Source organism: Streptomyces sp. NPDC093149 (assembly GCF_044754145.1).
In the GTDB taxonomy this organism is placed as follows: Bacteria; Actinomycetota; Actinomycetes; order Streptomycetales; family Streptomycetaceae; genus Streptomyces.
Genome location: NZ_JBIVON010000010.1, coordinates 294862 through 318833, shown reverse-complemented (window position 1 = coordinate 318833; position 23972 = coordinate 294862). Strand labels below are relative to the sequence as shown.

Here is a 23972-nt window from a genome sequence, read left to right as displayed (position 1 = left end):
GGACCTCCACACCGGACTCCCCGGAGCGGGGAGGCTCTCGGAGGGACGAGGACGGGGTGTCAGTTCCCGGACGGGGCCCGCGTGACCTCCTCGACAAAGCTGTCGCAGACCAGCCGACGCCGGTGGTCGACCGTGCGCTCGGGGCCGGTCGGCCTCAGCCGCACCGTCCGGCGGACGTCGCGCTCCGCACTCGACGCGGCGAGCCGCAGCTCCAGATCGCCGGGCTCGACGACGCGTCGGCCGCCGATACCGGCGAAGGACACCAGATCGGCATGGAATCGGAAGCGACCCTTCCGAGCCTCTCCGGCGGCGAGCTCCACCCTGGCGTAGCCGATGAGCCATGCCCGCGGACGAGTGGTCTGGGCGACCGGGTCATGGACGTACAGCTGTACGACCTCGGCCCCTTCGCGACGATCTCCAGGCCCTGGATGCCTACGAGGCCGCCCGCGAACTGGGGCCGCGCATCCCCGAGGACCTCAGTGTCGTCGGCTTCGACGACCTGCCGCTCGCCCGGTGGATCGGGCCGCCGCTCACCACGGTGCGGCAACCGCTCATCGAGATGGCCGAGACCGCCGCCCGTCCGGTCCTCGATCTCGCACGGGGCGAGCGCCCGGCGACCACCCGCGTCGACCTGGCCACCAGGCCGGTGGTCCGCAGCAGCCCCGCCGCTGATCCCTTCCGCCGGGCCCCGCTCACCCGGGCCGGCCCGCACTCCTATTCCATTGCGGCCCGGACCGGCGCCACGTAGCGTCCCGCCTCATGACGACCCCCACCCTGCGCACCGGGCGGCTGACGCTGGAGCCGTACACGCCCGCGGACGAGGACGACTTCGTGGCGCTCTTCCAGGACAGCCGGGTCTCCCGGTGGATGGGCGACGGACCGCAGACCGAGGCCGAGGACCGCGCCCTGTTCGGGCGGGTCTTCAGCAAGGTGTACGCGCGGTCCCTCTTCGACGTGTGGGCCGTGCGGCTCGGCGATCGCCTGGTCGGCCACGCGGAGATCAAGCCCTCCCCGTCCCCGGAGGTGGACGGCCACGAGATCGTCTACGCGCTGGCTCCGGCCGAGTGGGGGCTGGGGTTCGGTACCGAGATCGCGCGGACACTGACCTCGTACGGATTCGACTCCCTCGGGCTCAACGAGGTGTACGCGACGGTGGCCGCCGAGAACGCGGCGTCGCTGGCGCTGCTGGACCGGATCGGCTTCCGGCACGTCGGGGACGCTCGGGAGGACGACGGCCGCATGATCCGGATCCTGGTGCGCCCGGCGGGCGGTGACGGCCCGCGGGCCGGTCAGCCGCGGTAGACGTCCAGACGCCCGCACATCCCGAACCTGCCGTGCGCGGAGGGGTGTTCGGCGTGCACACAGGCGTCGGCGAGATATCCGGCGTCGCCGCGCGCCAGAGCGTCGAGCCGGCCGCCGGTCGCCTCGGACGCGGCGGCGGCCCCCTTCCGCCAGCGCTCCCGCCAGTCCTCGGTTCTCGGACGCACGAGTGCGGCGGCGGCCCGGTGGAAGGCGGCGAGCGGTTCGGGGTCGCCCGCCTCGGTGGCCCGGCGCAGCGCGAGAAACCCCTCGACGGCGAGGTCACGGCGGGCGCGTGCGGCCCGTTCCTGTGCCGCCTCGGATCCGTCGACGGGGAGGGCGACCGCCGCCCGGTAGGCGTCGGGGTCCGCCAGGTGACGGGGCGGCAGGGTGAGGACGGCGTCACCGGCCTCGGGCAGTCCGCTGTTCTCCATGAGGACGACGATGCGCAGTCCGTCCTCGTTGACGAGGCGGTGGATCGTGCCGGGCGTGAACCGGACAAGGGCGCCCGGCGCCAGCGGTGTCCGCCGGAACCCCGACGCGGTGAGGGTCTGCACCGAGCCCGTGCCCGCGACCACCACATACCCCTCGGAGCAGGCGAGATGGACGTGGGGCGTCCCGCCGCGCAGGCCGTCCTCGGCGGGCCAGTCGTATACCCGCAGATGGGAGACGGCGACGGAGCCGGGCAGCCCTTCGAAGGTCGGCACTGGTGCTCCTCGGTCTCTCCGTCACGGTGCGGGGCAAGCGCTTTCCACGTCTGCTGCACCGTACTTCACCGGCCGTGGAAGCAACAGGGCTTGGTGTCCGGGGCCGCCCTGCGGGCCTCTGTCAGTGGCGGGGTGCAGACTTTCCCATATCCGACACAACGGCGTTTCGGGAGGTTCGGCCATGACCGACGTACTGCTCACCGTGGGCACCCGCAAGGGACTCTTCATCGCCCACCGGCGCGGTGGCGCATGGGAGTTCGACGGCCCGCATTTCAATGCCCAGGCGGTCTGTTCGATCGCCATCGACACCCGCAGGCACGTCCCCCGGCTGCTCGTCGGCGGGGACAGCGCGCACTGGGGCCCCTCGGTGTTCCATTCCGACGATCTGGGTGGTACCTGGGTCGAGCCGCAGCAACCGGCCGTGAAGTTCCCGCGGTTCATCGAGGCATCGCTGGAGCGGGTCTGGCAGTTGCACCCCGCGGGCCCCGAAGCGCCCGATGTCGTCTACGCCGGGACGGAGCCCGCCGCGTTGTTCCGTTCCCAGGACGGCGGGGCGTCCTTCGAGCTGGTCCGGCCGCTGTGGGAGCATCCGACGCGTTCGAAGTGGGTGCCGGGCGGGGGCGGCGAGGGTCTGCACACCATCCTCACGGACCCGAGGGACGCCCGCGCCGTGACGGTCGCGGTCTCCACGGCCGGGGTGTTCCGCACCAAGGACGGCGGCGCGAGCTGGGCTCCGTCGAACAAGGGGGTGTCGGCGGTCTTCCTCCCCGACCCTGAACCCGAGTTCGGCCAATGCGTCCACAAGGTGGCCCGGGACGCCGTCGATCCGGACCGGCTCTACCTCCAGAACCACTGGGGGGTGTTCCGGAGCGACGACTCGGGAGACCACTGGACGGACATCGGCCGGGGCCTGCCGTCCGATTTCGGCTTCGCCGCTGCCGCGCACCCGCACCGCGCGGACACGGCGTACGTCTTCCCGATCAACGCCGACATCGACCGCGTACCGGCCGAGCACCGCTGCCGGGTGTTCCGCACCGGCGACGCGGGCAGCACCTGGGAGCCGTTGTCGGCGGGCCTTCCCGAGGAGACGCATTACGGCACGGTGCTGCGCGACGCGCTCTGTACGGACGACGCCGACCCGGCGGGCGTCTACTTCGGCAATCGCAACGGCGAGGTGTACGCGAGCGCGGACGACGGGGACACCTGGCAGCAACTCGCCTCGCATCTGCCGGATGTCCTCTGTGTCCGGGCCGCGGTCGTCGGTCCCTGACCACCAAAGGGCGCTTCGTCGCCACCATCGGCCGCCCGCGCCGGCTCATGACGGGTTCCGCCCCGGCTTCGCGACAGGGATGCGTGTACCCGGACGCGATCCCCGCCGGGGGCGGATCCGTCACGTACTCCCTGCCGCCCGAGCACGGCTCCGGAACGCCACGTCACTCCCCCGCACGCCCGGGGTGACGGGGCATCGGCGCGGCCCGTGCACACGTCGGTGCCACGCCACCTCCGGCGCAACGCCCCTGCGACCGCCCCGGACTACGGCAGTTGCCAGTCGACCGGCTGGGCCCCCTGGCGGAGCAACGCCTCATTGGTGCGGCTGAACGGGCGCGAGCCGAAGAAGCCGCGGTCCGCCGACATGGGCGAGGGGTGTGCGGACTCGATGGCCGGAAAGCCGTCGAGGAACGGCCGCAGATTGCGCGCGTCACGACCCCACAGCACGGACACCAGCGGCTTGCCGCGTGCGGCCAGAGCCCGGATCGCCTGCTCGGTCACTTCCTCCCAGCCCTTGCCGCGGTGCGCGCCGGGTTTGCGGGGCGCCGTGGTGAGCGCCCTGTTCAGCAGCAGCACGCCCTGCCGTGTCCAAGGCGTCAGATCCCCGTTGGACGGCCGCGGAAGGCCCAAGTCCGTATGCAGTTCCCGGAAGATGTTCTCCAGACTGCCGGGCAGCTGACGCACCTCGGGGGCCACCGAGAAGCTCAGTCCCATCGCCATCCCGGGTGTCGGATAGGGGTCCTGACCGACGATCAGGACGCGTACGTCGTCAAAGGGCTGCTGGAACGCGCGCAGCACGTTCGCTCCGGACGGCAGGTAGGTGCGACGTGCCGCTACCTCCGCACGCAGGAAATCGCCCATTGCGGCGATCTGTCCGGCCACGGGGGCGAGCGCGTCGGCCCAGCCGGACTCGACTACTTCGTTCAACGGTCGTGGTGCCACGAAACATCACTCTACCGGCGTACACGACCACCTTCCCGCCACGGAGCCACCGCATGGAGGCCGATCAGCCACGCCCCCGGTCACGGCTCGCGGCACCGGGGGTAGGCTGCCGCCGTCCTTTTCTCTTCTTCCTGGAGCCGGTCCATGAGCTCAACCGGGCGTTCGCCGGAGAACAGCGCCGCCGGCGCGGGTCGGGACGGGTCGACCGGCGCGACGGGTCCGTACGTGCTCGGCGTGGATTCGGGCGGCTCCGGGCTGCGGGTGGCGCTCGGCACCGTCGGCTCGTCCGCCCCGGTGGGCACGACGGTCTGCGCCGAGCCGGTACGCACCGGAGCCACGGGGATCGACGCGGGCCATCTGCTGGAGCAACTGCTGCCCGCCGCCCGTCAACTGCTGGAACGGCACGGCGCGGGCACCGGCTCCCGGATCGCCGCCGTGGCGGTCGGAGCCGCCGGTATGGCGACACTCGGCGGACAGTTGCGCGCCGAGCTGCCCTCGGCTCTGGAGCACGCGCTCGGGGTGCGCCGACTGGCTCTGGCCGCCGACGCGGTCACCGCGTACGCGGGTGCGGTCGGTCAGCGCCCGGGGGCGGTCGTCGCGGGTGGCACCGGCATGATCGCGCTGGGCACGGATCTGACCGGCTGGCACCGGGCCGACGGCTGGGGGCATCTGCTGGGTGACAGCGGCGGCGGCGCCTGGATCGGGCGGGCGGGCCTCGACGCGGCCATGCGCGCCCATGACGGGCGGCGCGGCGGCTCCGTCGCGTTGCTGGCCCGGCTGGAGGCGGTGTTCGGACCGGCGCCGGAACTGCCCGGACTGCTCTATCCGCGCACCGACCGCCCTGCCGTGCTGGCCTCGTTCGCGCCCGAGGTCGCCGCGTGCGCCGGGCACGATCCGGTGGCCGCGGGCATTCTGCGCGAAGCCGCGGGGCACATCGCGGAGGCCGCCGCGGCCGTGTGTCCGAAGGCCGGAGCCGACGACGAACGGTACGAAGTGGCCTTGACGGGTGGCCTGTTCCGGATGGGCGATCCGCTGCTCGTACCGCTGCGCGAGGAACTGTCCCGACAGGTCCCGCAGGCACGGGCGGTCCCCGGTTCGGGTGATCCGTTGACCGGTGCGCTGTCCATCGCCCAGGCGTTGGCCACCGGGGATCTGCGGCTGCCGCACCATCCGACGCTGCTCCGCGTACTCGGTGACGATCCTGGGCAGGGCCTGAACAGCCACTGACAGAGCGGGACAGTCGACCAGTAAGCCTCTCATCGGATAAAAGCGGACAGATAACACCCGACTGGGCCCTCCCCGAACGGAGGCGTACCCAAAACCAGTAGCATGCGGCGCCATGAGCACCCCCACTGGGCCCGCTTCCGGCCTGCCTGTACGAATGCCGCGACCTCGCCAGTCCGGACGGCACCGCCGCCCGGAGCCCGTGGTCGCACCCGAGGGCGCCGCCGCGCTCGTTCTCGCCGTTCCCGGCACCCCCTCCTCGGCCACGCGCGGCCTGGCCGAGGAGGTGATCAGCATCGCCCGTTCCGAGCTGCCCGGCCTCAATGCCCGGATCGGCTATCTCGACGGTGACGACGACGAGTACCCCACGCTCTCGTCCGTACTCACCCACAGCGCCGCCGAGCGCGTCGCGCGCTTCGAGCAGGCGCAGGCCGCCGGCCGCGAGGTCGCCGAGCCCGAGGGCCCCTCCGCCGTCGTGGTGCCGTTGCTCGCGGGGCCGGACAGCGCCCTGCTCCGGCGGATACGGCAGGCCGTGATGGACAGCGGTACGCAGGTCGAGCTGACCGATGTGCTCGGGCCGCACCCGCTGCTCGCCGAGGCGCTCCACGTACGCCTTTCGGAGGCCGGGCTGGCCCGCGCCGACCGGGCCAGGCTCTTCACCGTGGCGACGGCCGCCGACGGCATCGTGCTGGCCACGGTGGGGGGCGAGGAGGCCGTGCAGGCCGCCGGGATCACCGGCATGCTGCTCGCGGCCCGGCTCGCGGTACCCGTGATGGCCGCCGCACTCGATGTGGAGGGTTCCGTCGCGTCGATCGCCGAGCAGCTGACGGGCTCCGGCTCGGCGCAGCTCGCACTGGCGCCGTACCTCGTCGGCCCCGAGGTGCCCGAGGGGCTGCTGGACGCCGCCGCGAAGGAGGCGGGCTGCGCGACGGCCGAGCCGCTCGGCGCCTATCCCGCGATCGGCAAGCTCGTGCTGTCGATGTACACGACGGCGCTCGGCATCGCGCCGACGACGGCGCAGGGTGCTCAGGCACACTGACCCGATGCCGGGCACGCCCGGCAGGATGTGCGTCCCCGATCGCCGGACGGCCCTGGTTTCCCGGGCCCGTCCGGCGATCGCGTCATGCGTGGCGTGGTCTCGTGACGCCATGTCGTGCCGTGCTCTCAGACGAAGATCACGCAGGACGCGGCGGGGGCGTCCAGGGAGCCCGCGTGACGCGGAACGCCGGTCGCCGGGTCGATCGTGAACCAACTGACGTCGCCGGACCGCTCGTTGGCCGCGTACAGCCGTCGGCCGGTGGGGTCGAGGGCGAGGTCGCGCGGCCAGTGCCCGCCGCAGCCCACGGTCGTGACCAGGGACGCCTTCGCGCCCGCCGCGTCGAGCGCGAGGACGGATATGCTGTCGTGGCCCCGGTTGGCGGTCCAGAGGAACCGTCCGTCGTGCGAGACGACCACCTCGGACGGGTATGTCACCGTGCCCCCGTCCCCCGTCGCCGCCTCGGGCAGCACGGATGTCTCACCGACCGGTTCCAGGATCCCGGTGGTGGCGTCCCACACGCATACGGTCACGGTCGGTTCGAGTTCGTTCAGGACGTAGGCGTGAGCGCCCGCGGGATGGAAGGCCAGATGACGCGGGCCCGTGCCCGGCCGCAGAGCCGTCTCCCCGTGCAGCCGCAGCGCCCCCGTGGCCGCGTCGAGTGCGCAGATCCGTACGGAGTCGGTCCCGAGGTCCACGCTGAGCACCCAGTTCCCCGAGGGGTCCGGGAGCACCTGGTGGGCGTGCGGGGCCTGTTGACGGTCGGTGTTCGGACCGCTGCCCTCGTGCCTGAGCACGGAGGCGGCGGCGCCGAGGGAACCGTCCGCCCGCACGGACAGTGCGGTGACGCTGCCGGAACCGTAGTTGGCGGTGAGCAGATGACCGCCCGCGAGTGCGAGATGGGTCGGGCCGTCGCCCTCCACCGGCCGGATCCGGCCGATCGGCTCCGGCACCTCACCGGTGACGTCGAGGGCGGCGGCCGCCCCGTGCTCCGTCTCGCTGACGGCGTAGAGCACGCGGCCGTCCGGACCCGGGCCATGGCCCAGGGCCAGGTACGAGGGGTCGGGAACGGCGTCCGTCGCGCCGAGGACGGTCAGCGCCCCGGTCTCCCGGTCCACGGCGGCGACGGTGATCCCCCGTCCGCCCGCCGAGGTGAAGGACCCGATGAATGCCCGCCCCGCGCTGTCGTCGCAGTCCATCGCACTGCTCGTCACCACAACCGCCCCCTCTTCGCCGACTGACCACGGCCGTTCCCGCCGTCGCGATCTTCCGGGGCGACGGTAGCAGCCACCCTCTCAGGTCCAGACCAGACGTCGGTGACCCGTAGGCTCCGTGGCAGCCGCTTCACACACCGATCGACGGGGCGCGCGGATCGCTGCGCAGCGGTGCGGCGAGTTCGGCGAGGGCCCGCTCCAGACCGTGCAGATGGGCGAGCGCGGGTTCCGCGACGGCCGGGTGCGGCGGGATGCCCGGCACGCGGTCCCTGCGCGGCAGGTCCGGGGCCGTCAGTTCCTCCACGGCGGCCTCCACCCGCCAGCAGGCGGCCGCGAGGCGCGCGTCGTGGGAGGCTTCCGGGTCCGCCGCGACACCGGCCAGCCCGCGCACCTCCCGTGCGCACGTGTCCAGCAGACCGAGCACCTGTCGGGCACGGGCCTTGCGGGCGCGCAGCGGGCTCAGCGGATGCACCAGCGGAGCCAGGGACAGCCTCACCCGCCCCAGCAGCGCCTCCAGCTCGGCGATCCGGGGCGCGGGGTCGGCGGTCGCCGAGCCCGCGAGTCGCGCCGCCGCTTCCGCCGTGCAGGTGTGCACGCAGCGCAGGGCCCGCTGGATCCACGCGTCGGTCGTGGCGTGCGTGGTGACCGGCAGCACCAGAAGCACCGCGAGCATCGCGGCGAGCGCTCCCGCGACGGTCTCGGTGAGCCGCAGCACGAGCAGGGCGGGATCCAGTACGCCGAGCAGTCCGTAGAGCGCCCCGGCCAGGACCGTCACCGAGAACACCATCCAGGTGTACGAGACCGCCGCGGTGTAGAAGATCCCGAAGACGCCGAGCGCGACGAGGACCGCGCTGGGCACGGCCGAGCCGTGCAGCGGCACGACGACGGCCAGGCCCACGGGGACGGCGATCAGTGTTCCCAGGATCCTGCGGTAGCCGCGCACCAGCGTCTCGCCGCGCGAGGCGGTGTTCACGAAGACCCACCAGGTGGCACCCACGGCCCAGTACCAGCGCTGCTCGGAGAGGAGCAGTCCCGCGGCCAGGGCCACGGCTCCGCCGACGGTCGCCTGGATCGCCTGGCGTGTGGTCGCGCGGGCCAGCCCCTCACCGGTCGTCGGGACGGGCGGGGCGGCGACGGGCAGCCGTCGCTCATAGCACCAGAGCCCGAAGCGGACGGTCGACGAGGCGAGCAGGGAGAGAGCGACCGCGGAGTACAGCTCCGGCAGTTGTCCGGGCAGTGTGTGGAGGAACTGGGTGGTGAAGAAGGCCATGAACGCGAAGACGCCCAGCGAGTGACCGCGCGGCCCCCATCGCCGGGCGTACACGCCCAGTCCCATGACCGCGAGAAAGGCCGCGTCCCGCGCCGGCGGACAGTCGTGCAGCAGCGCGGCGAGGGCGAGCACGGGGAAACCGACGGCGGGCAGCAGCGCGGTGGTGATCGCCTGGTCCCGCACCGTGGTGTCGAGCACCGTGAACAGGGCCAGCAGCGCGGCGAGACCGCCGGTGACGGCCGCGACGAGCGAATGACCGGCCAGGCCGCACACGGTGACGGCCGAGCCGATACCGAGGACGGCCCGGACGGCGCTGCGCAGCCGCGATCGGCCCGGGTCCGGGGAAACGAACATCCTCTTCAGCACGGCTTGCTCCCGCTTCTGCACACCGGCCCTGCGCACCGGCATGAAAAAGGCGCCGCGGGAATCCGCAGCGCCATCGACGGATCCATCACAACATCTTTGCGACTCATGGCTCAACCGAAAGGCGAACCAGTGAGCCATTGGCCCAGTCAATGAAAGATGGAAGGTGCCATCATTGGGCCAACGGACGGCGATCGAGCCCAACCGGCCCGAATCCCGCCCCGCGCCACCTCAGGGTCACCCGCCGGGCGGGCGGGCGGCAGCACCCGGCGCGGAACGGCCGGGCCGGACCCGCGGAGCCCGCGGCGCGCCCGCACGCGCGCTGCCGGGCAGTGCGCGCGGAACCGTCGCGGGCCGCCCCTCCCCCACCGCCCCCACGGGTACGGGACGCGGGCCGGGCTGTGCGGAATCCGTCCGGAAGGGCCGCCGACCCGGCCATTGGTACAGTCGCAGCCCGGATCGGCCTACCAGGAAGAGACCAACGGACCATGGCGGTGGACGCCCTCGACACCCGCATCCTGCGCCTGCTCATCGAGCAGCCGCGTACCAGCGTCCGTGAGTACGCGCGCCTTCTCTCCGTCGCCCGGGGCACCCTCCAGGCCCGTATCGACCGACTGGAGAGAGACGGCGTGATCACCGGCACGGGGCCGGTCCTGTCCCCTGCCGCCCTGGGTCACCCGGTGCTGGCCTTCGTTCATCTGGAAGTCACCCAGGGGCATTTGGACGAGGTCGGCGAGGCGCTCGGCGCGGTGCCGGAGATCGTCGAGGCCTTCTCGACCACGGGTGGCGGCGATCTGCTGGCCCGGGTGGTGGCCCGTGACAACGGGCATCTGGAGGACGTGATCCAGCGGTTGATCCGGTTGCCCGGTGTGGTCAGGACGCGTACCGAGGTGGCGCTGCGCGAGCGGGTGCCGCACAGATTGCTGCCGCTGGTCGAATCGCTGGGCCGCACGGCCGTCGGCAACTCCGGGTGACCGGCGGCTCGGCACACCGGATGTCCTGACTTCCCGGCACATTCCCCACCCACCTGGTGAGGAATCCGCGGCGCCTCCTTCTCCTGGCCGGCGCCGGTGGACGGCGGGGAGGGTGATCGGCGTGCCGTCGAGCTCCGGGGCCCGATATCCTGATCTTGCCGCGCGCCCCCCACCCGTCCCGATCCCGGTCGGGACGCCGCCGTGGCAGTCGAAGCGGCCCACAATTCGAGATTGGTGTACAGGTGCTGGTAGCAGGTCGGTACCGCTTGGTGTCCTCCATCGGCCGAGGCGGCATGGGCGAGGTGTGGCGCGCCACCGACGAAGTGCTCGGCCGGGCGGTGGCCGTGAAGCTGCTGCTGGGCGACCAGGCGGACGAGTCGGCCACGGCCCGATTCCGTCTGGAGGCACAGACCGCGGCCCGCCTGAGCCACCCTCACCTGGTGGCGGTCTTCGACTTCGGTGCCTGGGAGGACCGCTTCTTCCTCGTGATGGAGCTCGTCGAGGGCAGAAGCCTGGGCGATCTGCTGGCGGCCGAGGAGCGGCTCGGCGCCGAGCAGGTCGCCAGGATCGCGGGACAGGCCGCGGCAGGGCTCGCCGCCGCCCATCGGCAGGGCATCGTGCACCGTGACATCAAGCCCGGGAACCTGATGCTGGATTCCCAAGGATCCGTCAAGATAGGCGACTTCGGCATCGCCCAGTTCGTCGACGACCCCTCCGCCGCCCTGACCACCGCCGGGCAGATCGTCGGCACCAGTCTCTATCTCGCCCCGGAACGCGCCCTGGGCCATACGGCCGGTGCGGCGTCCGACATGTACTCCCTGGGCTGCGTGATCTACCAGTTGCTGCTGGGCGATCCACCGTTCCGTTCGGACACGGCGACCGCCACGCTCTATCAACATGTCGATACGGCACCCGTGCCGCTGAGACAGCGGGGTGTCGACCTCTCCCCGGCCTTCGACTCCTATCTGCTGGGGCTGCTCGCGAAGCAGCCCGAGGACCGGCCCACCGCCCAGCAGGTCGCCGACTGGTTCCAGAGCGACGCGTGGCGGGGGCAGCCGGAGCCCCTGCCGCTGTACGCCCCCATGCCCCCTCCCGCTTCCGCTTCCGCTTCCGCGGCAGCCGGCGTTCCCTATGCCTCGTCGTCCACTCCCGCGTTCAGCCCCACCCCGACGCCCGCTTCCACGCCGCAGGCCGACGGCATGACGTACCGTCTGCCACAGACCGGCGGGCACAGGCGACGTGCGGCGGAACGCCCCGCGCCCGTCAGGCGGCGTACCAGCGCCCGCGAGGCGATCAGGCGTCGCCCCAGGGTGGCCAGCGCCATAGCCGGCACGGTGGCCTTCATCGCGGCCGTCTATCTGGGGATGAGCCTGTTCTCGCCGGATTCCAGCTCGGCCGGCACCCCGGACACCGGTGCCACCACGACCACCGGACCCGAGGCACCGGCCCCCGACGGGCCGACGCCGGACAGCGGAAACAGCGAGAACGGCGAGAACGGCGAGAACAACGGGAACGGCCGGAACAACGGCAACGGGAACGGGAACGGGAACAACGGGAACGGCTGGGGCAACGGGAACAACAGGGACCACGGAGACGACGGCGACGACGAACAGGACTGAGGCGCGGCCCCGACCGTCAAGCAGCCGTCAGGACCGGCGGTCGGGGCGTCAGCGCTTCATCAACGAATGCCGACGGGCCGGCCGGCTTCCCTAACGTCGCAGCCATGGATCGACGTGACATCCGGGCCGTACCCGGCGCTCGCACCGGTCGGGCACAGCCTCCCGGCGACACGACCGCGCACGACCACGGCTGGGCAGGGGACCTGCGATTCGCGGTCCACTGCGCCGTGACGCTCCTCGGGCTGCTGCTGGCCGTCGACGTGGCGGCCGGCCGCTTCACCTGGCCGCGCGCACTGTTGTGGACGAGCTTGGCCGCCCTGCTGTTCGTGGTGCTGGTGCCGCCGCGGATCCGTGCGGGTGCGGGGTGGTTCTCCCGCCGGGGCCTGGTGCGCGAACACATCGTGCGCACCGACCGGCTGGTGTCGGTGCACTGGTCGGACGGTGTCTCCCAGCGCCTGGTGCTCCGTGACGCGGACGGCCGCCGAGTCGAGCTCGACCCCCAGGTGCTGCTGGACAATCCGGCGCTGTGGCACCGGCTGGACGAGGACGCACGCGGCTGTGTGAAGCGCGGGACACTGCGCTGCGGGGTGACGGCGCTGCGGCAGCTGGCCGACCGTATCGACCGCCGGACCGCGCGTACGGTGTTCACGATCTCCGGTCTGGAATAACGGCCTGGTGCACGACAGCGAGCGGGCTCCCGGCGCCGTGCGACTTCTCCTCCGGCATTGACGTCGGTCGACGACGCTCCGCGTCGCCTCCCTCCTCCGCCTCGGATCCGAAGCCGCATGACACCGCTCCCTGATCCACTCTCCCTCGTGCGCCAGGCCGTAACCTCCCCGCCTTGCACGGCAGTTGTGCGATCCCACCACCGCCGCTTGACCAAACTTGCCAAGTCCCGCCGCACCGTTCGCAGTTCGTTGACGCGGCCATGGCGGCATGTGAGTGTTCGGTCGCTCGATCACGGACGACGGCGACGCGGACGACGGGGCCGGTCCTCGACGGCCGGAACAGAGGTGCCGCCGTATGCCACCGCCCGTGATCGAGACCCCCCCGACTCAAGGAGCCTCGATGAAACGCAGACCGATGACGGCCGGGACGACCCTGGCCGTCCTCGCCGGAATGCTCGTCGCCACCAGCGGCCAGTCGGCTTCCGCCGAACCCTCTCCACCGGCCCCGACCGCCCTCTCGGCTGCTGTGTCGGCGGCCGACCGGGCGGCGGCCGGCGGTCTGGACGCCCTGGCCAAGGGGCCCGACGAGCGCTACGAGCGGCAGATGGTGACCCCTTGGGTCAAGGGCATGTACTCCGTCGCGTATCAGCGCACCTACCGCGGTTTGCCGGTCGTCGGCGGGGACGCCGTGGTGGTGGCGGACTCCAAGGGGCGGGTACGCGGCTCCCAGTCGGCCGTGTCCCGGCGGATCAACGTGCCGACCACACCGACCGTTTCCGCCAAGGCGGCCGAAACCGCCTCGCGCAAGAAGCTCACTACGGTCAAGAGGGTCGACTCGCACCGCCTGGTGGTCCGCGCCATGGGCAGGACCTCCAGGCTGGCCTGGGAGACGGTACTCACCGGGCGCACTGCCAAGGCGCCCAGCCATCTGCACGTCTTCGTCGACGCGGGCACCGGCAAGGTGCTCGACAGCTACGACGACGTCAAGGCGGGTACCGGCAACAGCCAGTGGAACGGCCCCTCCCCGTTGGCCATCGACACCACTGCCTCCGGCAGCAGCTACTCGCTGCGCGACCCGAACCGGCCCGGTCTGAGCTGTGCCGACTACAGCACCGGCAGTGTGTTCAGCAAGTCGAGCGACTCCTGGGGCACCGGCAACGCCTCCAGCAAGGAGACCGGCTGCGTCGACGTCATGTGGGCGGCGCAGCACGAGTGGAACATGCTCAAGGACTGGCTGGGCCGCAACGGACACGACGGCAACGGCCGCAGCTGGCCCGTCAAGGTCGGACTCAACGACGTCAACGCCTACTGGGACGGGGCCACGGTCTCGATCGGCCACAACAACGCCAACCAGTGGATCGGCGCGATGGACGTGGTGGGCCACGAGTTCGGCCACGGCATCGACCAGTACACGCCGGGCGGCGCGAACAACGAGTCCGGGCTCGGCGAGGCCACCGGCGACATCATGGGCGCCCTCACCGAGGCGTACACCAATGAGCCGGCCCCGTACGACGACCCCGACTACACCGTCGGCGAGAAGATCGACCTGGTCGGCAACGGGCCGATCCGGATCATGTACAACCCGGGACAGACCGGCGACCCGAACTGTTACAGCTCCTCGATACCCAACACCGAGGAGCACGCGGCGGCCGGTCCGCTGAACCACTGGTTCTATCTGCTGGCCGAGGGTTCGAACCCGGGCGGCGGCAAGCCGTCCAGCCCGACGTGCAACAACTCCTCGGTCACCGGCGTCGGCATCCAGAGCGCCGGCAAGGTCTTCTACGGCGGCATGCTGCTCAAGACGAGCGGGATGACCTACAAGCGCTACCGCACGGCCACGCTCACCGCCGCCAAGAACCTCGACTCCGGTTGTGTGCTCTTCGACCGGACCAAGGCCGCGTGGGACGCCATCGGCGTCACCGCCCAGAGCGGCGACCCGACGTGCACGTCCGGCGGCACCAACGACTTCACGATGTCCCTGGACCCGGCGTCCGGCTCGGTGAAGCCGGGCAGCTCGGTGACGGCCGCGGTCCGGACCGCGGTCAGCTCCGGGAACGCGCAGACGGTGAACCTGACGGCGAGCGGTCTGCCCAGCGGTGTCACCGCGTCGTTCAGCCCGTCGTCGGTGCAGTCCGGGGCGTCCTCGACGATGACCGTGTCCGCGTCGTCGGGCGTCGCGCCCGGCGCGTACACCTTCACGGTGAAGGGTGACGGCACGCAGAGCCACACCGCGCAGTACACCCTGACGGTGGACAACGGCGGCGGCAACCCGGGCGGCGGCGCACCCGACATCAGCGTCGCCAATGTGCAGGCCCACCTGACGCAGCTGAACACCATCGCCACCCAGAACGGCGGCAACCGCCGGGCGGGCAGCGCCGGTTACACGGCCTCGCTCGCCTATGTGAAGGGCAAGCTGCAGGCAGCCGGATACACGGTCAGCGAGCAGACCTGCACCAGTTGCACCTACCGCGGCAACAATCTGATCGCCGACTGGCCGGGCGGCCCGTCCGACCAGACCGTCATGTTCGGCGCCCATCTGGACGGTGTCGCGGCCGGCCCCGGCATCAACGACAACGGTTCGGGCTCCGCCACCCTGCTGGAGAACGCGCTCGCCCTGGCCCAGCGGAACCCCACGATGACCAAGCACGTCCGCTTCGCCTGGTGGAACGGCGAGGAGCAGGGCCTCCAGGGTTCCCAGTACTACGTCGGCCAGCTCACCGCCGCCCAGCGCGGCACCATCAAGGCGTACTACAACTTCGACATGATCGCCTCGACCAACGCCGGGTACTTCATCAACAACGTCAACTCGGCCGCCTCGGCCCCGATGAAGGAGTACTGGGACTCGCTGAACCTCGCGCCGGAGGAGAACGTCGAGGGCCAGGGCCGGTCCGACGACTACTCCTTCCAGCAGGGCGGCATCCCCACGTCGGGTTACGCCACCGGTGCCGGCGACACCAAGTCGTCGGCGCAGGCCGCCAAGTGGGGCGGTACGGCGGGCAGGTCCTACGACTCCTGCTACCACCAGTCCTGCGACACCACGGCCAACATCAACGCGACCGCGCTCGACCGCAGCGCCGACGGTGTCGCCTACACGGTGTGGAAGACCTCCGTCGGTACCACCGCCCCGGTCGATGACTTCTCCGTCACGGTGAAGCCGGTGTCCGGAAACGTCCAGCCGGGCGGCTCGGTCACCGCGAGCGTGTCGACGGCGACCACCAGCGGCTCCGCGCAGACCGTGAACCTGTCCGCCTCCGGGGCGCCGAGCGGTGTCACGGTCTCGTTCGCCCCGGCCTCCGTGCAGTCGGGTGCCTCGTCGACCATGACCGTCTCCGCCGGGAACGGGACCGCGCCGGGTACGTACACCCTCACGGTGACCGGAACCGGCACGGCCACCCACGCCACCACGTACTCGCTCGTCGTCGGTGGCAGCGGCACCTGCCAGTCCCGGCAGGTCGTCGCCAACGGCGGTTTCGAGGAGGGCGTCGCACCGTGGACCCAGACGGACGGCGTGATCAACAACCGGACGTCGGAGAAGCCGGCGCACAGCGGCGCGTACACGGCCTGGCTGGGTGGCTGGGGATCCACGCACTCCGACACCCTCGCGCAGTCGCTGACCGTTCCGGCGGGCTGCTCGACGTACAAGCTGTCGTTCCATCTGCGCACCGACACCGACGAGTCGGCGGGCGACCCGACCGCGTACGACACGTTCACCGTCAAGCTGGGCACCAAGACGCTCGCGACGTACTCCAACACGGACGCCACGGGCTCCTACGTCCAGAAGACCTTCGACGTCGGCGACCTGGCCGGCCAGACGGTCGGCCTCACGTTCACCAGCAATGAGGACGCCTATCTGCAGACCAGCTTCGTCGTGGACGACGTGACGCTGAACGTCGGCTGATCGGGCATCAGGAACGGGCCGGGCGGGGCGTGTACGCACACGCCCCGCCTCCGGTGTGTCAACGCACGACGGCCGCGAGCCTGCGGGTGAACTCGTCGGTCTCGGGCCGGCCGCCGTGTGCGGCCGTCAACCTGGCGTGCAGACCGCGCAGTTCCTGGCCGAGGAGGGTCGACGCGGTCACCTCGGTGGTGTCCAGTACGGGTCCTGCGATGTCGATGGCCGCCTGCGGGTCCCGGGCACAGGCGTGGGCGTCGGCCATCCGCACCAGGAACAGCATCCGTGCCGAGTGCATCCCCGGCGGGAGCAGGCCCAGGGCGGTACGTGCCGCCGCGACCGCGCGCAGCGCCAGTCGACGGTCCCCGGTCGCCGCGGCGAGGTCCCGCAGCGCCCCGGCGGCGCCTGATTCCACCCGCAGGCGCACGGAGGCGACGGAGAGCCAGGGTGCCTCCGTCTCGTCCCGCTCGCCGACGCGGTCCATCTGCGACCAGGCACGGTCGATGTGCCCCAGGGTCCGAGGCGCGTCGCCCCGTACCGCGTGTCCGCGTGCCTGGTAGAGATCGCTCATGGCGCCCGCCCAGTACCGGCCGACGGCCGCCTGCCGGATCGCGCCACCGTAGGAGAGGGCGGAGGGCCCGTCGCCCTCCAGCCGCGCCAGTGTGCTCATGTCGCTGAGCGCCGCCACCTCCGTGCCGACATGACCGGCCATGCCGGCCCAGAGCAGCGACCGGTCGAGCCAGGCCATCGCTGTGGCGTTACGTCCCCAGAGCAGCCTCAGGCAGCCGGCCGACTGCGCGTACTCGGCCGCCAGCGGGGCGAGTTGGAGCTGGTACGGCGCCGCGGGCAGAGCCATCCAGCGGAGCATCGCATGCAGGGTGCGCTCGACCACCGCGGTCGCTCCGGGCCAGGCACGCTCCTCGTCGGCCCGCAGGCAGACGGCGAGCAGTGCCGTCAGGGCGTGCACGGTATCGATGTCCAGCGGCGGGCACGAGACGGTGGCCGGGCCCAGGGCGCAGAAGGCCGAGTGCAGCGCGATGACATCGGCGCGTGCGGGAACGGCGCAGCCGTCGCGGCCGTGCACCGGGCACACCAGACCGTAGGTGGGCAGGCTCGTGGGCAGGACGGTGTCCGGTGGCAGCATCGAGAGCAGGGCGCCCCCCGGGGGCTCACCGGGCAGCGGTCCTGTCCGAGCGGTGGTCGGCGCGGGAGGTGCGGTGGCCGGTGCGGGACGTACGTCCTCGCCCATTTCGCCCGTACCGACCGGCCCTTGGGCCTCCGCCGCCTCGCAGGCGTCGACGAGGTCGCCGCCGGCCGTCAGCAGGTCGTCCAGCCTGCGGGCGAGCGGCAAGGGGGTCTTGCGGGTGCCGTGCTCCAGCTTGCTGATGGCGGTGTGGTCGTACCCGACGCGGGTGCCCACCTGGGCCTGGGTGAGCCCGGCGCGCCTGCGCCACTGACGCAACCGGGTCCCGAAGTCTCTCCACGCCTCTGCGGTACGGACATCCGGCGAAGGACGCATAGCCGGGAGGATAGCGAGCACGTGTGCGCGCTGTCCCGGTGCGGCGGGAAGATGGCGCCTTCCCGCGCCTCGGCGCGGCCTCCCGTGCCGCCGCGCCGTCCTGTCGTCACACCTGTGCGCAATCGGCCGGTCGGACGGAGGGATCCGCATGAAGGGGCGACCCGCCGGGCATATGACGATTACCCGTCAGGAGGTGGTGCCGTGGGCCGCATCAAGATCGTCCGACGTCCCCAGTTGCCTTCGCGGCCTCCGCCCCTCGATCTGCGCACTCCGTCCGGCCGGCCGCTGCCGTACTGAGCGCGCCTTCCGTGACCACGCACACCCGGGCCGCGCCTCGCCTCCCGGCCGCCAGGGGGCAGGCGTCTCACCGGGCACGGCGCGCGGTGCGGACGGGGGCACGGACGCGAAGGAACACAACACCGGTGCGTGGTGCGGTGTCCGGTCGCGGGGCAGACCATGAAGGCCTGCGGCGCCGGGTCATTACGGGAAACCGCAGGGTGGCGGGTGCGGAGAACATCATCCGGTTCGAAGGAAATCCTCGTACCGGCTCCGGTCGGCGCTTTCTAGCGTTGCCGGTGAGGCGCGACGGACTTCTCGCGTCTCTCCGCCACCGGCCAGGAGCCAGTTCATGGATTTCGTCACTCTGGGCCTCCCCCAGGAACCCGCGGGCGGTGTCGCGGGCTGGGCGGCCGACCTCGTCGACACCATGGGAGGTCCGGGCGCCGGCCTCGCCATCGCCCTGGAGAATCTCTTCCCGCCGCTGCCCAGCGAGGTCATTCTCCCGCTGACCGGGTTCGCGGCGGGGCGGGGCGTCATCAGCCTGGCCTCCGCGCTCTTGTGGACCACGCTCGGTTCGGTGGCGGGGGCGGTGGCTCTGTACTGGATCGGAATGCTCTTCGGCCGTGACCGGGTGCATGCGATCTGGGCGAAGCTGCCGCTGGTCAAGACCTCCGATCTGGAGCGCACGGAGCAGTGGTTCGCCAAGCACGGCACCAAGGCCGTCCTCCTCGGCCGCATGGTGCCGATCTTCCGGAGTCTCATCTCCGTGCCGGCCGGTGTGGAGCGCATGCCGCTGCCGCTCTTCACGGCCCTGACCGCACTGGGCAGTCTGCTGTGGAACTCGGTGCTGGTGATGGCCGGATACTGGCTCGGCGACCGGTGGGACCTGGTGGAGACGTATGTCGGGGTCCTCTCCGAAGCCGTTCTGGTCGTGGTGCTGGCGGCCGTCGCCGTGTACGTGGTCCTTCGCTTCCGATCCCGGTCCCGTTCCCTGAACCGGCCCAGGGCCCGCTCTCGTTCCCGTGGCCGGGCGCAGCACCGCCGCACCTCATGAACCCCTTGCCGCCCCGTACCCCGCCGGTCTCCCCCGCGCGAGCGGAACGATCTTGCCGAGACCGTGGAGCGCGGCTAGCCTCGACACCCGTGCAGGCGGACTCCACAGACAGCGCGGCCGACCGCCTTCCGGAGCCGTCGCCCGGCCCGGGGCACGATGCGGGAGGCACCCCCGTCGCGCATCCGACCCCTCGTTCCCGCAGAGTGACGGGCGCCCTGCTCAGTTGCTTCACCGGTCTGTTGGGACTGCTGTATTTCGCCGTGCCGGGCACGTTGTCGGGCCCGTTCGTCCTGTGGCCCCGTACCCGGCGGCGCGCCCTGGCCGTGCTGAGCGCCGGAGCCCGTCGGATCACGGAGCTGGAGCGGATCCGCCGGAGTGTCTTCTTCGGTGACGTGTTCCCCGCGCACGACACCTCGGACCGGGAAGTCCTTCGCTATCTGGCCGTACGCGCCTACGCGGGAACGCTGTTCGGTCTCGTGGTGGCGCTGCTGGGCGTCGGGGTGGTCCTGGCCGGGCTCCTGATGGTCGGGGTGGCCCGTGCCACCACGAGCTGGCAGGAGCTGCTGACCCAAGGGGTGCTCGGCGGTGTCCTCCTCTTCCTCGACCTCCAGGGAATCCACTCGCTGGGCGTCCTCGACGCACGGTCGGCACGCGAGCACTTCGGCCCGTCCGAGCGGGAGTTGCTGGAGCGGCGCATCGCGGAAATGGCCGCCAGCCGTGCCGGGGTGCTCCGGGCGGTGGACGTGGAGCGCAGACGCATCGAGCGGGATCTGCACGACGGCGTGCAGCAGCGGCTCGTCGCGCTGGCCATGCTGCTGGGCCGGGCCCGCCGCAACCGGACGCCCGAGCAGGTCGATCTGCTGCTCCGGCAGGCGCACCAGGAGTCCCAGGAGGTCCTCACCGAGCTGCGGGAAGTGGCCTGGCGCGTCTATCCGTCGGCGCTCGACGATCTGGGGCTGGAGGAGGCGCTCGGCGGCGTGGCCCAGCGTTGCGGCATTCCCCTGAGGGTCGAGTTCGATCTGCCGGTGCGGTTGTCGCGACCCGTGGAGACTGCCGCCTACTTCATCGTGTCGGAGGCCGTGACCAACGCTGCCAAGCACTCCGGCGCCACCCACATCTCCGTCAGCGTCAAGGGCGACGCGAGAGGGGTTTCGCTGTGTGTCCGGGACAACGGCACCGGTGGCGCGGATCCCGCCGGCAGCGGGCTCACCGGGCTGCGCGGCCGGGTGGACGCGCTCGACGGCCGACTCCACATCGACAGCCCTTCCGGGGGCCCCACCACCATCATCGCGGAGCTGCTGTGCGCGTAATGCTCGCCGAGGACTCGACCCTGCTCAGGGAGGGACTGGTACGCCTGCTCGCCGAGGAGGGGCACGAGGTCCTCGCCGCGGTGGGTGACGGGACGGCACTCGTCCGGGCGGTCGAGGCGGACCCGCCGGACCTCGTCGTCGTCGACATCCGGATGCCGCCCACCCACACCGACGAGGGGCTGCGGGCCGCGCTGGAGATCCGCGAGCGCTGGCCACTGGTCGGTGTGCTGGTCCTCTCCCAGCACGTGGAGCGCAACTACGCGGTCCGGCTGCTGTCCGCCAACGCCGAACGGGTCGGGTATCTGCTCAAGGACCGGGTGGCGCAGGTCGACGAGTTCCTGGACTCGCTGGAGCGGATCCACGCGGGCGGCGCGTCCATCGACGCCGAAGTCGTACGGCAGTTGGTGATCCGGACCTCGCACGTCGACCCCCTGGCCGGGCTGACCCCCCGGGAGCGCGCCGTCCTGCAGGAACTGGCCCAGGGCCGCACCAACGCGGCCATCGCGCAGCAGCTGCACATCTCGCTGAGTTCGGTCGAGAAGCATCTCAACTCCGTCTTCGAGAAGCTCGATCTGGCACGGGACACGGGTTACAGCAGACGGGTGCTGGCGGTCCTGCGCTACCTGGAGTCCTGAACGCCTCGACCTCTCAGTCCTTCGGCCTCTCATCCACTCGGCTCTCCGGCTCTCGGCGTCGCGGCGTACCGACGACCCGTTCGTCCGGGTGAGCCGTCGTCGGGCCGGGGCGTGCGCCCGGCGCCTCCGCTGTCGGAGTTGTCTGCCCGCACGATGATTGACGCGGTGTCAGGCGAGTGCCGGACATCGGGTTCCGTACCGGCTGTCCTTGATCGATGATGATGCACAGGGCTGCCGTCCTCGGTACGGCGCCGGCTGTCGGGCGACGCGGCCGGGGGCTCCCGGTGTGTCTGTCCCAGGAACAGGAAGGGGTTCCCCATGAGGGAAACGACGCCAGACCGGTCCGGGTCGGACGATCGGACCGTCCACGGCCCTGACGAGGAAGCTCAGGTGATCGTGGTGGGAGCGGGTCCGGCGGGCTCGGCCGCGGCCTTCCATCTCGCCAGGGCGGGCGTCGACGTCCTGCTGCTGGAGAAGTCCCACTTCCCCCGGGAGAAGGTGTGCGGGGACGGCCTGACGCCTCGGGCGGTGCACCAGCTCATCAGAATGGGCGTCGACATCAAGGCTCCCGGGTGGACGCGTTCACGCGGTATGCGATGGGTGGCCGGGGACCACCAGGTGCACATCGACTGGCCCGCGCTCGGGCGCTACCCGGATTTCGGGCTCTCCCGGAGCCGGCACGACTTCGACGACGTCCTGGCCCGGCACGCCGTCGCGGCCGGAGCCCGGCTGCGCAGCGGCGTCAAGGTGACCGAGCCCGTGACCGACCGTGCCGGCCGCATCACCGGTGTCACCGCCACGACCGGCACGAAGGAGCGGTTGGCCTTCCACGCACCGATCGTCATCGCCGCCGACGGCGCCTCCGCCCGGCTCGCACTCGCGATGGGGCTGCAGCGGGACACGAGCAGGCAGATCGCGACGGCTGCCCGCCGCTACTACCGCAGCCCGGAGCGATCGCGGGAGGAGTATCTGGAACTGTGGGCCGACCTCCGCTTCCCGGGCAGCGATCACTACCTGCCCGGATACGGCTGGATCTTCCCCATGGGCGACGGCCGCGTCAACGTCGGTCTGGGTGCGCTGCCTCATCGGAGGCACGGAAAAGCGGATCTGCGCGCCACGTTGGACGAATGGCTGGCCCGCACCCCGCACGCGTGGGGGCTGCGCGAGGAGAACGCGGAGGGCCCCGTCCGCAGCGCGGCTCTTCCGCTGGGCTTCAACCGCCATCCCCTCTACACCCGCGGGCTCCTCCTCGTCGGAGACTCCGGAGGCATGATCAGCCCCTGGAACGGCGAGGGCATCGCCCAGGCCATGGAGGCGGGCGAGGTCGCGGCCGAGACCGCCACGCTCGCCCTCGCTCTCCCCCGGGGGCCCGGACGGGAAAGGGTGCTGCACCGCTATCCGGTCGAGATGAACCGCCGCTGGGGGCGCCACTACCGTCTCGGCAACACCGCCGCCGACCTCGTCTTCAGCCGTTCGGGATTCCAGCCGGTCCTCAACCGCTACGTGATGGGGTCGCCGTTCCTGCTCAACACCCTGGCCCGACTGCTCACCGATCTCACGGACAAGCCCTCGCGCGACCTGATCGACCACCTGCTCAACGGTGCCGTCCGCCTCGTTCCCGCACCGAAGGTGCGACGCAGGGGCTGAGTGCCGGGGCCCGGTCGCCCGGATCGAGCGGCGATGACCGCGGCGCGACGGGCACCGGCCCCCGTCGTGCCCCTGTCGCGCCGAGTCCGCGACGCCGGCCGGAAACGGACATCATCGCCCCCGTGCGAGGAGGGCGGCGCGCGTACGAGGAGGGCGGCGCGCTCTTCCCGTACCGGAGCCGATCGGCACCGCGGGTGATGCGGGGCCCGGTTACGGCCGGCGGCGCGGCTTTCCGCGCTTGCCGCCCTTGGGGCCGCCGGAACCGCTCCGCGCGGTGCGGCCGCCGGAGCCGCCTCGCACGCTCTTCCCGGTCGCCTTCTTGGCGGCCGTGGGCTTGCGTCCGGCGCCGCCCGTCCCGGAGCGCTTGCTCTCCGGCTGCACGGGGGTCTTCGGACGCCCCCGTGAGCTGTTCACGGTCCGCCCGCGGACGATCCCGATGAAGTCCTCCACCAGGTCGGTGGTCTCGTCCTCCGGCCACGACAGCGCGACGCGTGACTCGGGGGCGTCCGAGACCGGTCGGTACGTGAGGTCCTTGCGATGGTGCAGCCGGGCGAGCGACTGCGGGACGACGAGCACGCCCACGCCTGCCGCCACCAGCGCGATGGCGTCCGCCGTCGTGGCGGGACGCTCGATCGCGGGGCGTCCCGGCCGGTGCTCCCATTCGAGGGTGTCGTCGAGCGGATGCAGCACGATGTCGTCGGCGAGATCCTCTGCGGAGATCTCGTCGACCGCCGCGATGACATGGTCCTTCGGGATCACGACGACCGTGGTCTCGGTGTAGAGCGGGATCGCGCTGAGGCCCGTCCGGTCGATGGGCAGCCTCACCAGTCCGGCGTCGGCGCCGCGGTCCCGCAACACGTCGGACGCCTCGGCGGCCGACACCCCGACGAGGGTCAGCGGAACGTCGGGCAGCCGCTCGTTCCAGATCCGCACCCACTTGGTGGGGGTCACCCCCGGTACGTACGCGAGCCGGAACGACGGGGTTTCTTCCGAGCTTGTCACTCCGCCAGGTTACCGGCCCTGGTCAGAGGTAGTGCACATGCTCGATACC

At 71.8% G+C, this 23972-nt stretch carries 18 protein-coding genes and 2 pseudogenes; 13 read left to right on the top strand and 7 right to left on the bottom strand.

Annotated features, from left to right (window positions below; all coding sequences use genetic code 11):
• Positions 1–59 precede the first annotated feature (59 nt).
• Positions 60–410: pseudogene (locus ACIQCZ_RS28725) on the bottom strand (fibronectin type III-like domain-contianing protein); the annotation flags it as partial.
• Here ACIQCZ_RS28725 and ACIQCZ_RS28720 point away from each other — a divergent pair.
• Positions 410–748 (top strand): annotated as a pseudogene (locus ACIQCZ_RS28720) (substrate-binding domain-containing protein); the annotation flags it as partial. The pseudogenes ACIQCZ_RS28725 and ACIQCZ_RS28720 overlap by 1 nt on opposite strands.
• A gap of 11 nt (positions 749–759) precedes the next feature.
• The gene (locus ACIQCZ_RS28715; RefSeq protein ID WP_402286177.1) at positions 760–1302 is read left to right on the top strand and encodes a GNAT family N-acetyltransferase; all 543 of its coding nucleotides are present in this window, start codon (positions 760–762) and stop codon (positions 1300–1302) included.
• On the opposite strand, the gene ACIQCZ_RS28710 is transcribed toward ACIQCZ_RS28715, so the two are convergent.
• Positions 1290–2006, bottom strand: coding sequence for a cupin domain-containing protein (locus ACIQCZ_RS28710; RefSeq protein WP_402286174.1), 717 nt, complete (start codon positions 2004–2006; stop codon positions 1290–1292). The genes ACIQCZ_RS28715 and ACIQCZ_RS28710 overlap by 13 nt on opposite strands.
• A gap of 181 nt (positions 2007–2187) precedes the next feature.
• On the opposite strand from ACIQCZ_RS28710, the gene ACIQCZ_RS28705 reads away from it, so the two are divergent.
• A complete protein-coding gene (locus ACIQCZ_RS28705; RefSeq protein ID WP_402286172.1) occupies positions 2188–3276 on the top strand; it encodes a WD40/YVTN/BNR-like repeat-containing protein in 1089 nt (362 codons plus the stop codon).
• Positions 3277–3539: 263 nt separating this feature from the next.
• On the opposite strand, the gene ACIQCZ_RS28700 is transcribed toward ACIQCZ_RS28705, so the two are convergent.
• Positions 3540–4217 (bottom strand): uracil-DNA glycosylase, encoded by a 678-nt coding sequence (locus ACIQCZ_RS28700; protein WP_376273633.1) that lies wholly within the window; start codon positions 4215–4217, stop codon positions 3540–3542.
• Positions 4218–4361: 144 nt separating this feature from the next.
• Between ACIQCZ_RS28700 and ACIQCZ_RS28695 the strand changes: the two genes are divergently transcribed.
• Together ACIQCZ_RS28695 and ACIQCZ_RS28690 are read left to right on the top strand one after the other, a co-directional pair.
• Positions 4362–5444, top strand: a complete 1083-nt coding sequence (locus ACIQCZ_RS28695) for an N-acetylglucosamine kinase (RefSeq protein ID WP_402286170.1) — start codon at positions 4362–4364, stop codon at positions 5442–5444.
• A gap of 112 nt (positions 5445–5556) precedes the next feature.
• The gene (locus ACIQCZ_RS28690) at positions 5557–6480 is read left to right on the top strand and encodes a sirohydrochlorin chelatase (RefSeq protein WP_402286168.1); all 924 of its coding nucleotides are present in this window, start codon (positions 5557–5559) and stop codon (positions 6478–6480) included.
• Between the two features lie 125 nt (positions 6481–6605).
• On the opposite strand, the gene ACIQCZ_RS28685 is transcribed toward ACIQCZ_RS28690, so the two are convergent.
• Together ACIQCZ_RS28685 and ACIQCZ_RS28680 are read right to left on the bottom strand one after the other, a co-directional pair.
• Entirely contained in the window at positions 6606–7676 is a 1071-nt protein-coding gene (locus ACIQCZ_RS28685) for a lactonase family protein (RefSeq protein ID WP_402286264.1), read from the bottom strand.
• Positions 7677–7821: 145 nt separating this feature from the next.
• The gene (locus ACIQCZ_RS28680) at positions 7822–9327 is read right to left on the bottom strand and encodes an FUSC family protein (protein WP_402286165.1); all 1506 of its coding nucleotides are present in this window, start codon (positions 9325–9327) and stop codon (positions 7822–7824) included.
• A 485-nt stretch (positions 9328–9812) separates the two neighbouring features.
• On the opposite strand from ACIQCZ_RS28680, the gene ACIQCZ_RS28675 reads away from it, so the two are divergent.
• The 4 genes from ACIQCZ_RS28675 (at position 9813) to ACIQCZ_RS28660 (ending at position 16483) form a co-directional block, all read left to right on the top strand.
• Positions 9813–10298, top strand: coding sequence for an Lrp/AsnC family transcriptional regulator (locus ACIQCZ_RS28675; protein ID WP_402286164.1), 486 nt, complete (start codon positions 9813–9815; stop codon positions 10296–10298).
• A gap of 293 nt (positions 10299–10591) precedes the next feature.
• Entirely contained in the window at positions 10592–11917 is a 1326-nt protein-coding gene (locus ACIQCZ_RS28670) for a protein kinase (RefSeq protein WP_402286263.1), read from the top strand.
• 104 nt (positions 11918–12021) lie between these two features.
• Positions 12022–12585, top strand: coding sequence for a hypothetical protein (locus tag ACIQCZ_RS28665; protein WP_402286162.1), 564 nt, complete (start codon positions 12022–12024; stop codon positions 12583–12585).
• Between the two features lie 415 nt (positions 12586–13000).
• Positions 13001–16483 (top strand): M28 family peptidase, encoded by a 3483-nt coding sequence (locus ACIQCZ_RS28660; protein ID WP_402286261.1) that lies wholly within the window; start codon positions 13001–13003, stop codon positions 16481–16483.
• Between the two features lie 58 nt (positions 16484–16541).
• On the opposite strand, the gene ACIQCZ_RS28655 is transcribed toward ACIQCZ_RS28660, so the two are convergent.
• Positions 16542–17996 carry a helix-turn-helix domain-containing protein gene (locus tag ACIQCZ_RS28655; protein WP_402286159.1) on the bottom strand — a complete coding sequence of 485 codons (1455 nt, stop codon included), beginning with the start codon at positions 17994–17996 and terminating at the stop codon, positions 16542–16544.
• 628 nt (positions 17997–18624) lie between these two features.
• On the opposite strand from ACIQCZ_RS28655, the gene ACIQCZ_RS28650 reads away from it, so the two are divergent.
• From ACIQCZ_RS28650 to ACIQCZ_RS28635, 4 genes are all read left to right on the top strand, one after another.
• Positions 18625–19329 carry a DedA family protein gene (locus ACIQCZ_RS28650; RefSeq protein ID WP_402286157.1) on the top strand — a complete coding sequence of 235 codons (705 nt, stop codon included), beginning with the start codon at positions 18625–18627 and terminating at the stop codon, positions 19327–19329.
• A 203-nt stretch (positions 19330–19532) separates the two neighbouring features.
• On the top strand, positions 19533–20639 hold the full coding sequence (locus ACIQCZ_RS28645) for a sensor histidine kinase (RefSeq protein ID WP_402286154.1): 1107 nt from the start codon (positions 19533–19535) through the stop codon (positions 20637–20639).
• The gene (locus tag ACIQCZ_RS28640; protein ID WP_402286259.1) at positions 20639–21274 is read left to right on the top strand and encodes a response regulator; all 636 of its coding nucleotides are present in this window, start codon (positions 20639–20641) and stop codon (positions 21272–21274) included. The genes ACIQCZ_RS28645 and ACIQCZ_RS28640 overlap by 1 nt, the downstream gene beginning before the upstream one ends.
• A 318-nt stretch (positions 21275–21592) precedes the next feature.
• Positions 21593–22921, top strand: coding sequence for a geranylgeranyl reductase family protein (locus ACIQCZ_RS28635; RefSeq protein ID WP_402286151.1), 1329 nt, complete (start codon positions 21593–21595; stop codon positions 22919–22921).
• A gap of 210 nt (positions 22922–23131) precedes the next feature.
• On the opposite strand, the gene ACIQCZ_RS28630 is transcribed toward ACIQCZ_RS28635, so the two are convergent.
• The gene (locus ACIQCZ_RS28630; RefSeq protein ID WP_402286150.1) at positions 23132–23923 is read right to left on the bottom strand and encodes a LysR substrate-binding domain-containing protein; all 792 of its coding nucleotides are present in this window, start codon (positions 23921–23923) and stop codon (positions 23132–23134) included.
• Positions 23924–23972: the final 49 nt, after the last annotated feature.

Bases quoted from the DNA above. Each gene is read 5' to 3' on its own strand.
- ACIQCZ_RS28665 (WP_402286162.1), top strand. From the start codon at position 12,022: ATGGATCGACGTGACATCCGGGCCGTACCCGGCGCTCGCACCGGTCGG.
- ACIQCZ_RS28660 (WP_402286261.1), top strand. From the start codon at position 13,001: ATGACGGCCGGGACGACCCTGGCCGTCCTCGCCGGAATGCTCGTCGCC.
- ACIQCZ_RS28690 (WP_402286168.1), top strand. From the start codon at position 5,557: ATGAGCACCCCCACTGGGCCCGCTTCCGGCCTGCCTGTACGAATGCCG.
- ACIQCZ_RS28670 (WP_402286263.1), top strand. From the start codon at position 10,592: ATGGGCGAGGTGTGGCGCGCCACCGACGAAGTGCTCGGCCGGGCGGTG.
- ACIQCZ_RS28695 (WP_402286170.1), top strand. From the start codon at position 4,362: ATGAGCTCAACCGGGCGTTCGCCGGAGAACAGCGCCGCCGGCGCGGGT.
- ACIQCZ_RS28705 (WP_402286172.1), top strand. From the start codon at position 2,188: ATGACCGACGTACTGCTCACCGTGGGCACCCGCAAGGGACTCTTCATC.
- ACIQCZ_RS28650 (WP_402286157.1), top strand. From the start codon at position 18,625: ATGGATTTCGTCACTCTGGGCCTCCCCCAGGAACCCGCGGGCGGTGTC.
- ACIQCZ_RS28685 (WP_402286264.1), bottom strand. From the start codon at position 7,676: ATGGACTGCGACGACAGCGCGGGGCGGGCATTCATCGGGTCCTTCACC.
- ACIQCZ_RS28655 (WP_402286159.1), bottom strand. From the start codon at position 17,996: ATGCGTCCTTCGCCGGATGTCCGTACCGCAGAGGCGTGGAGAGACTTC.
- ACIQCZ_RS28640 (WP_402286259.1), top strand. From the start codon at position 20,639: ATGCTCGCCGAGGACTCGACCCTGCTCAGGGAGGGACTGGTACGCCTG.
- ACIQCZ_RS28675 (WP_402286164.1), top strand. From the start codon at position 9,813: ATGGCGGTGGACGCCCTCGACACCCGCATCCTGCGCCTGCTCATCGAG.
- ACIQCZ_RS28635 (WP_402286151.1), top strand. From the start codon at position 21,593: ATGAGGGAAACGACGCCAGACCGGTCCGGGTCGGACGATCGGACCGTC.
- ACIQCZ_RS28715 (WP_402286177.1), top strand. From the start codon at position 760: ATGACGACCCCCACCCTGCGCACCGGGCGGCTGACGCTGGAGCCGTAC.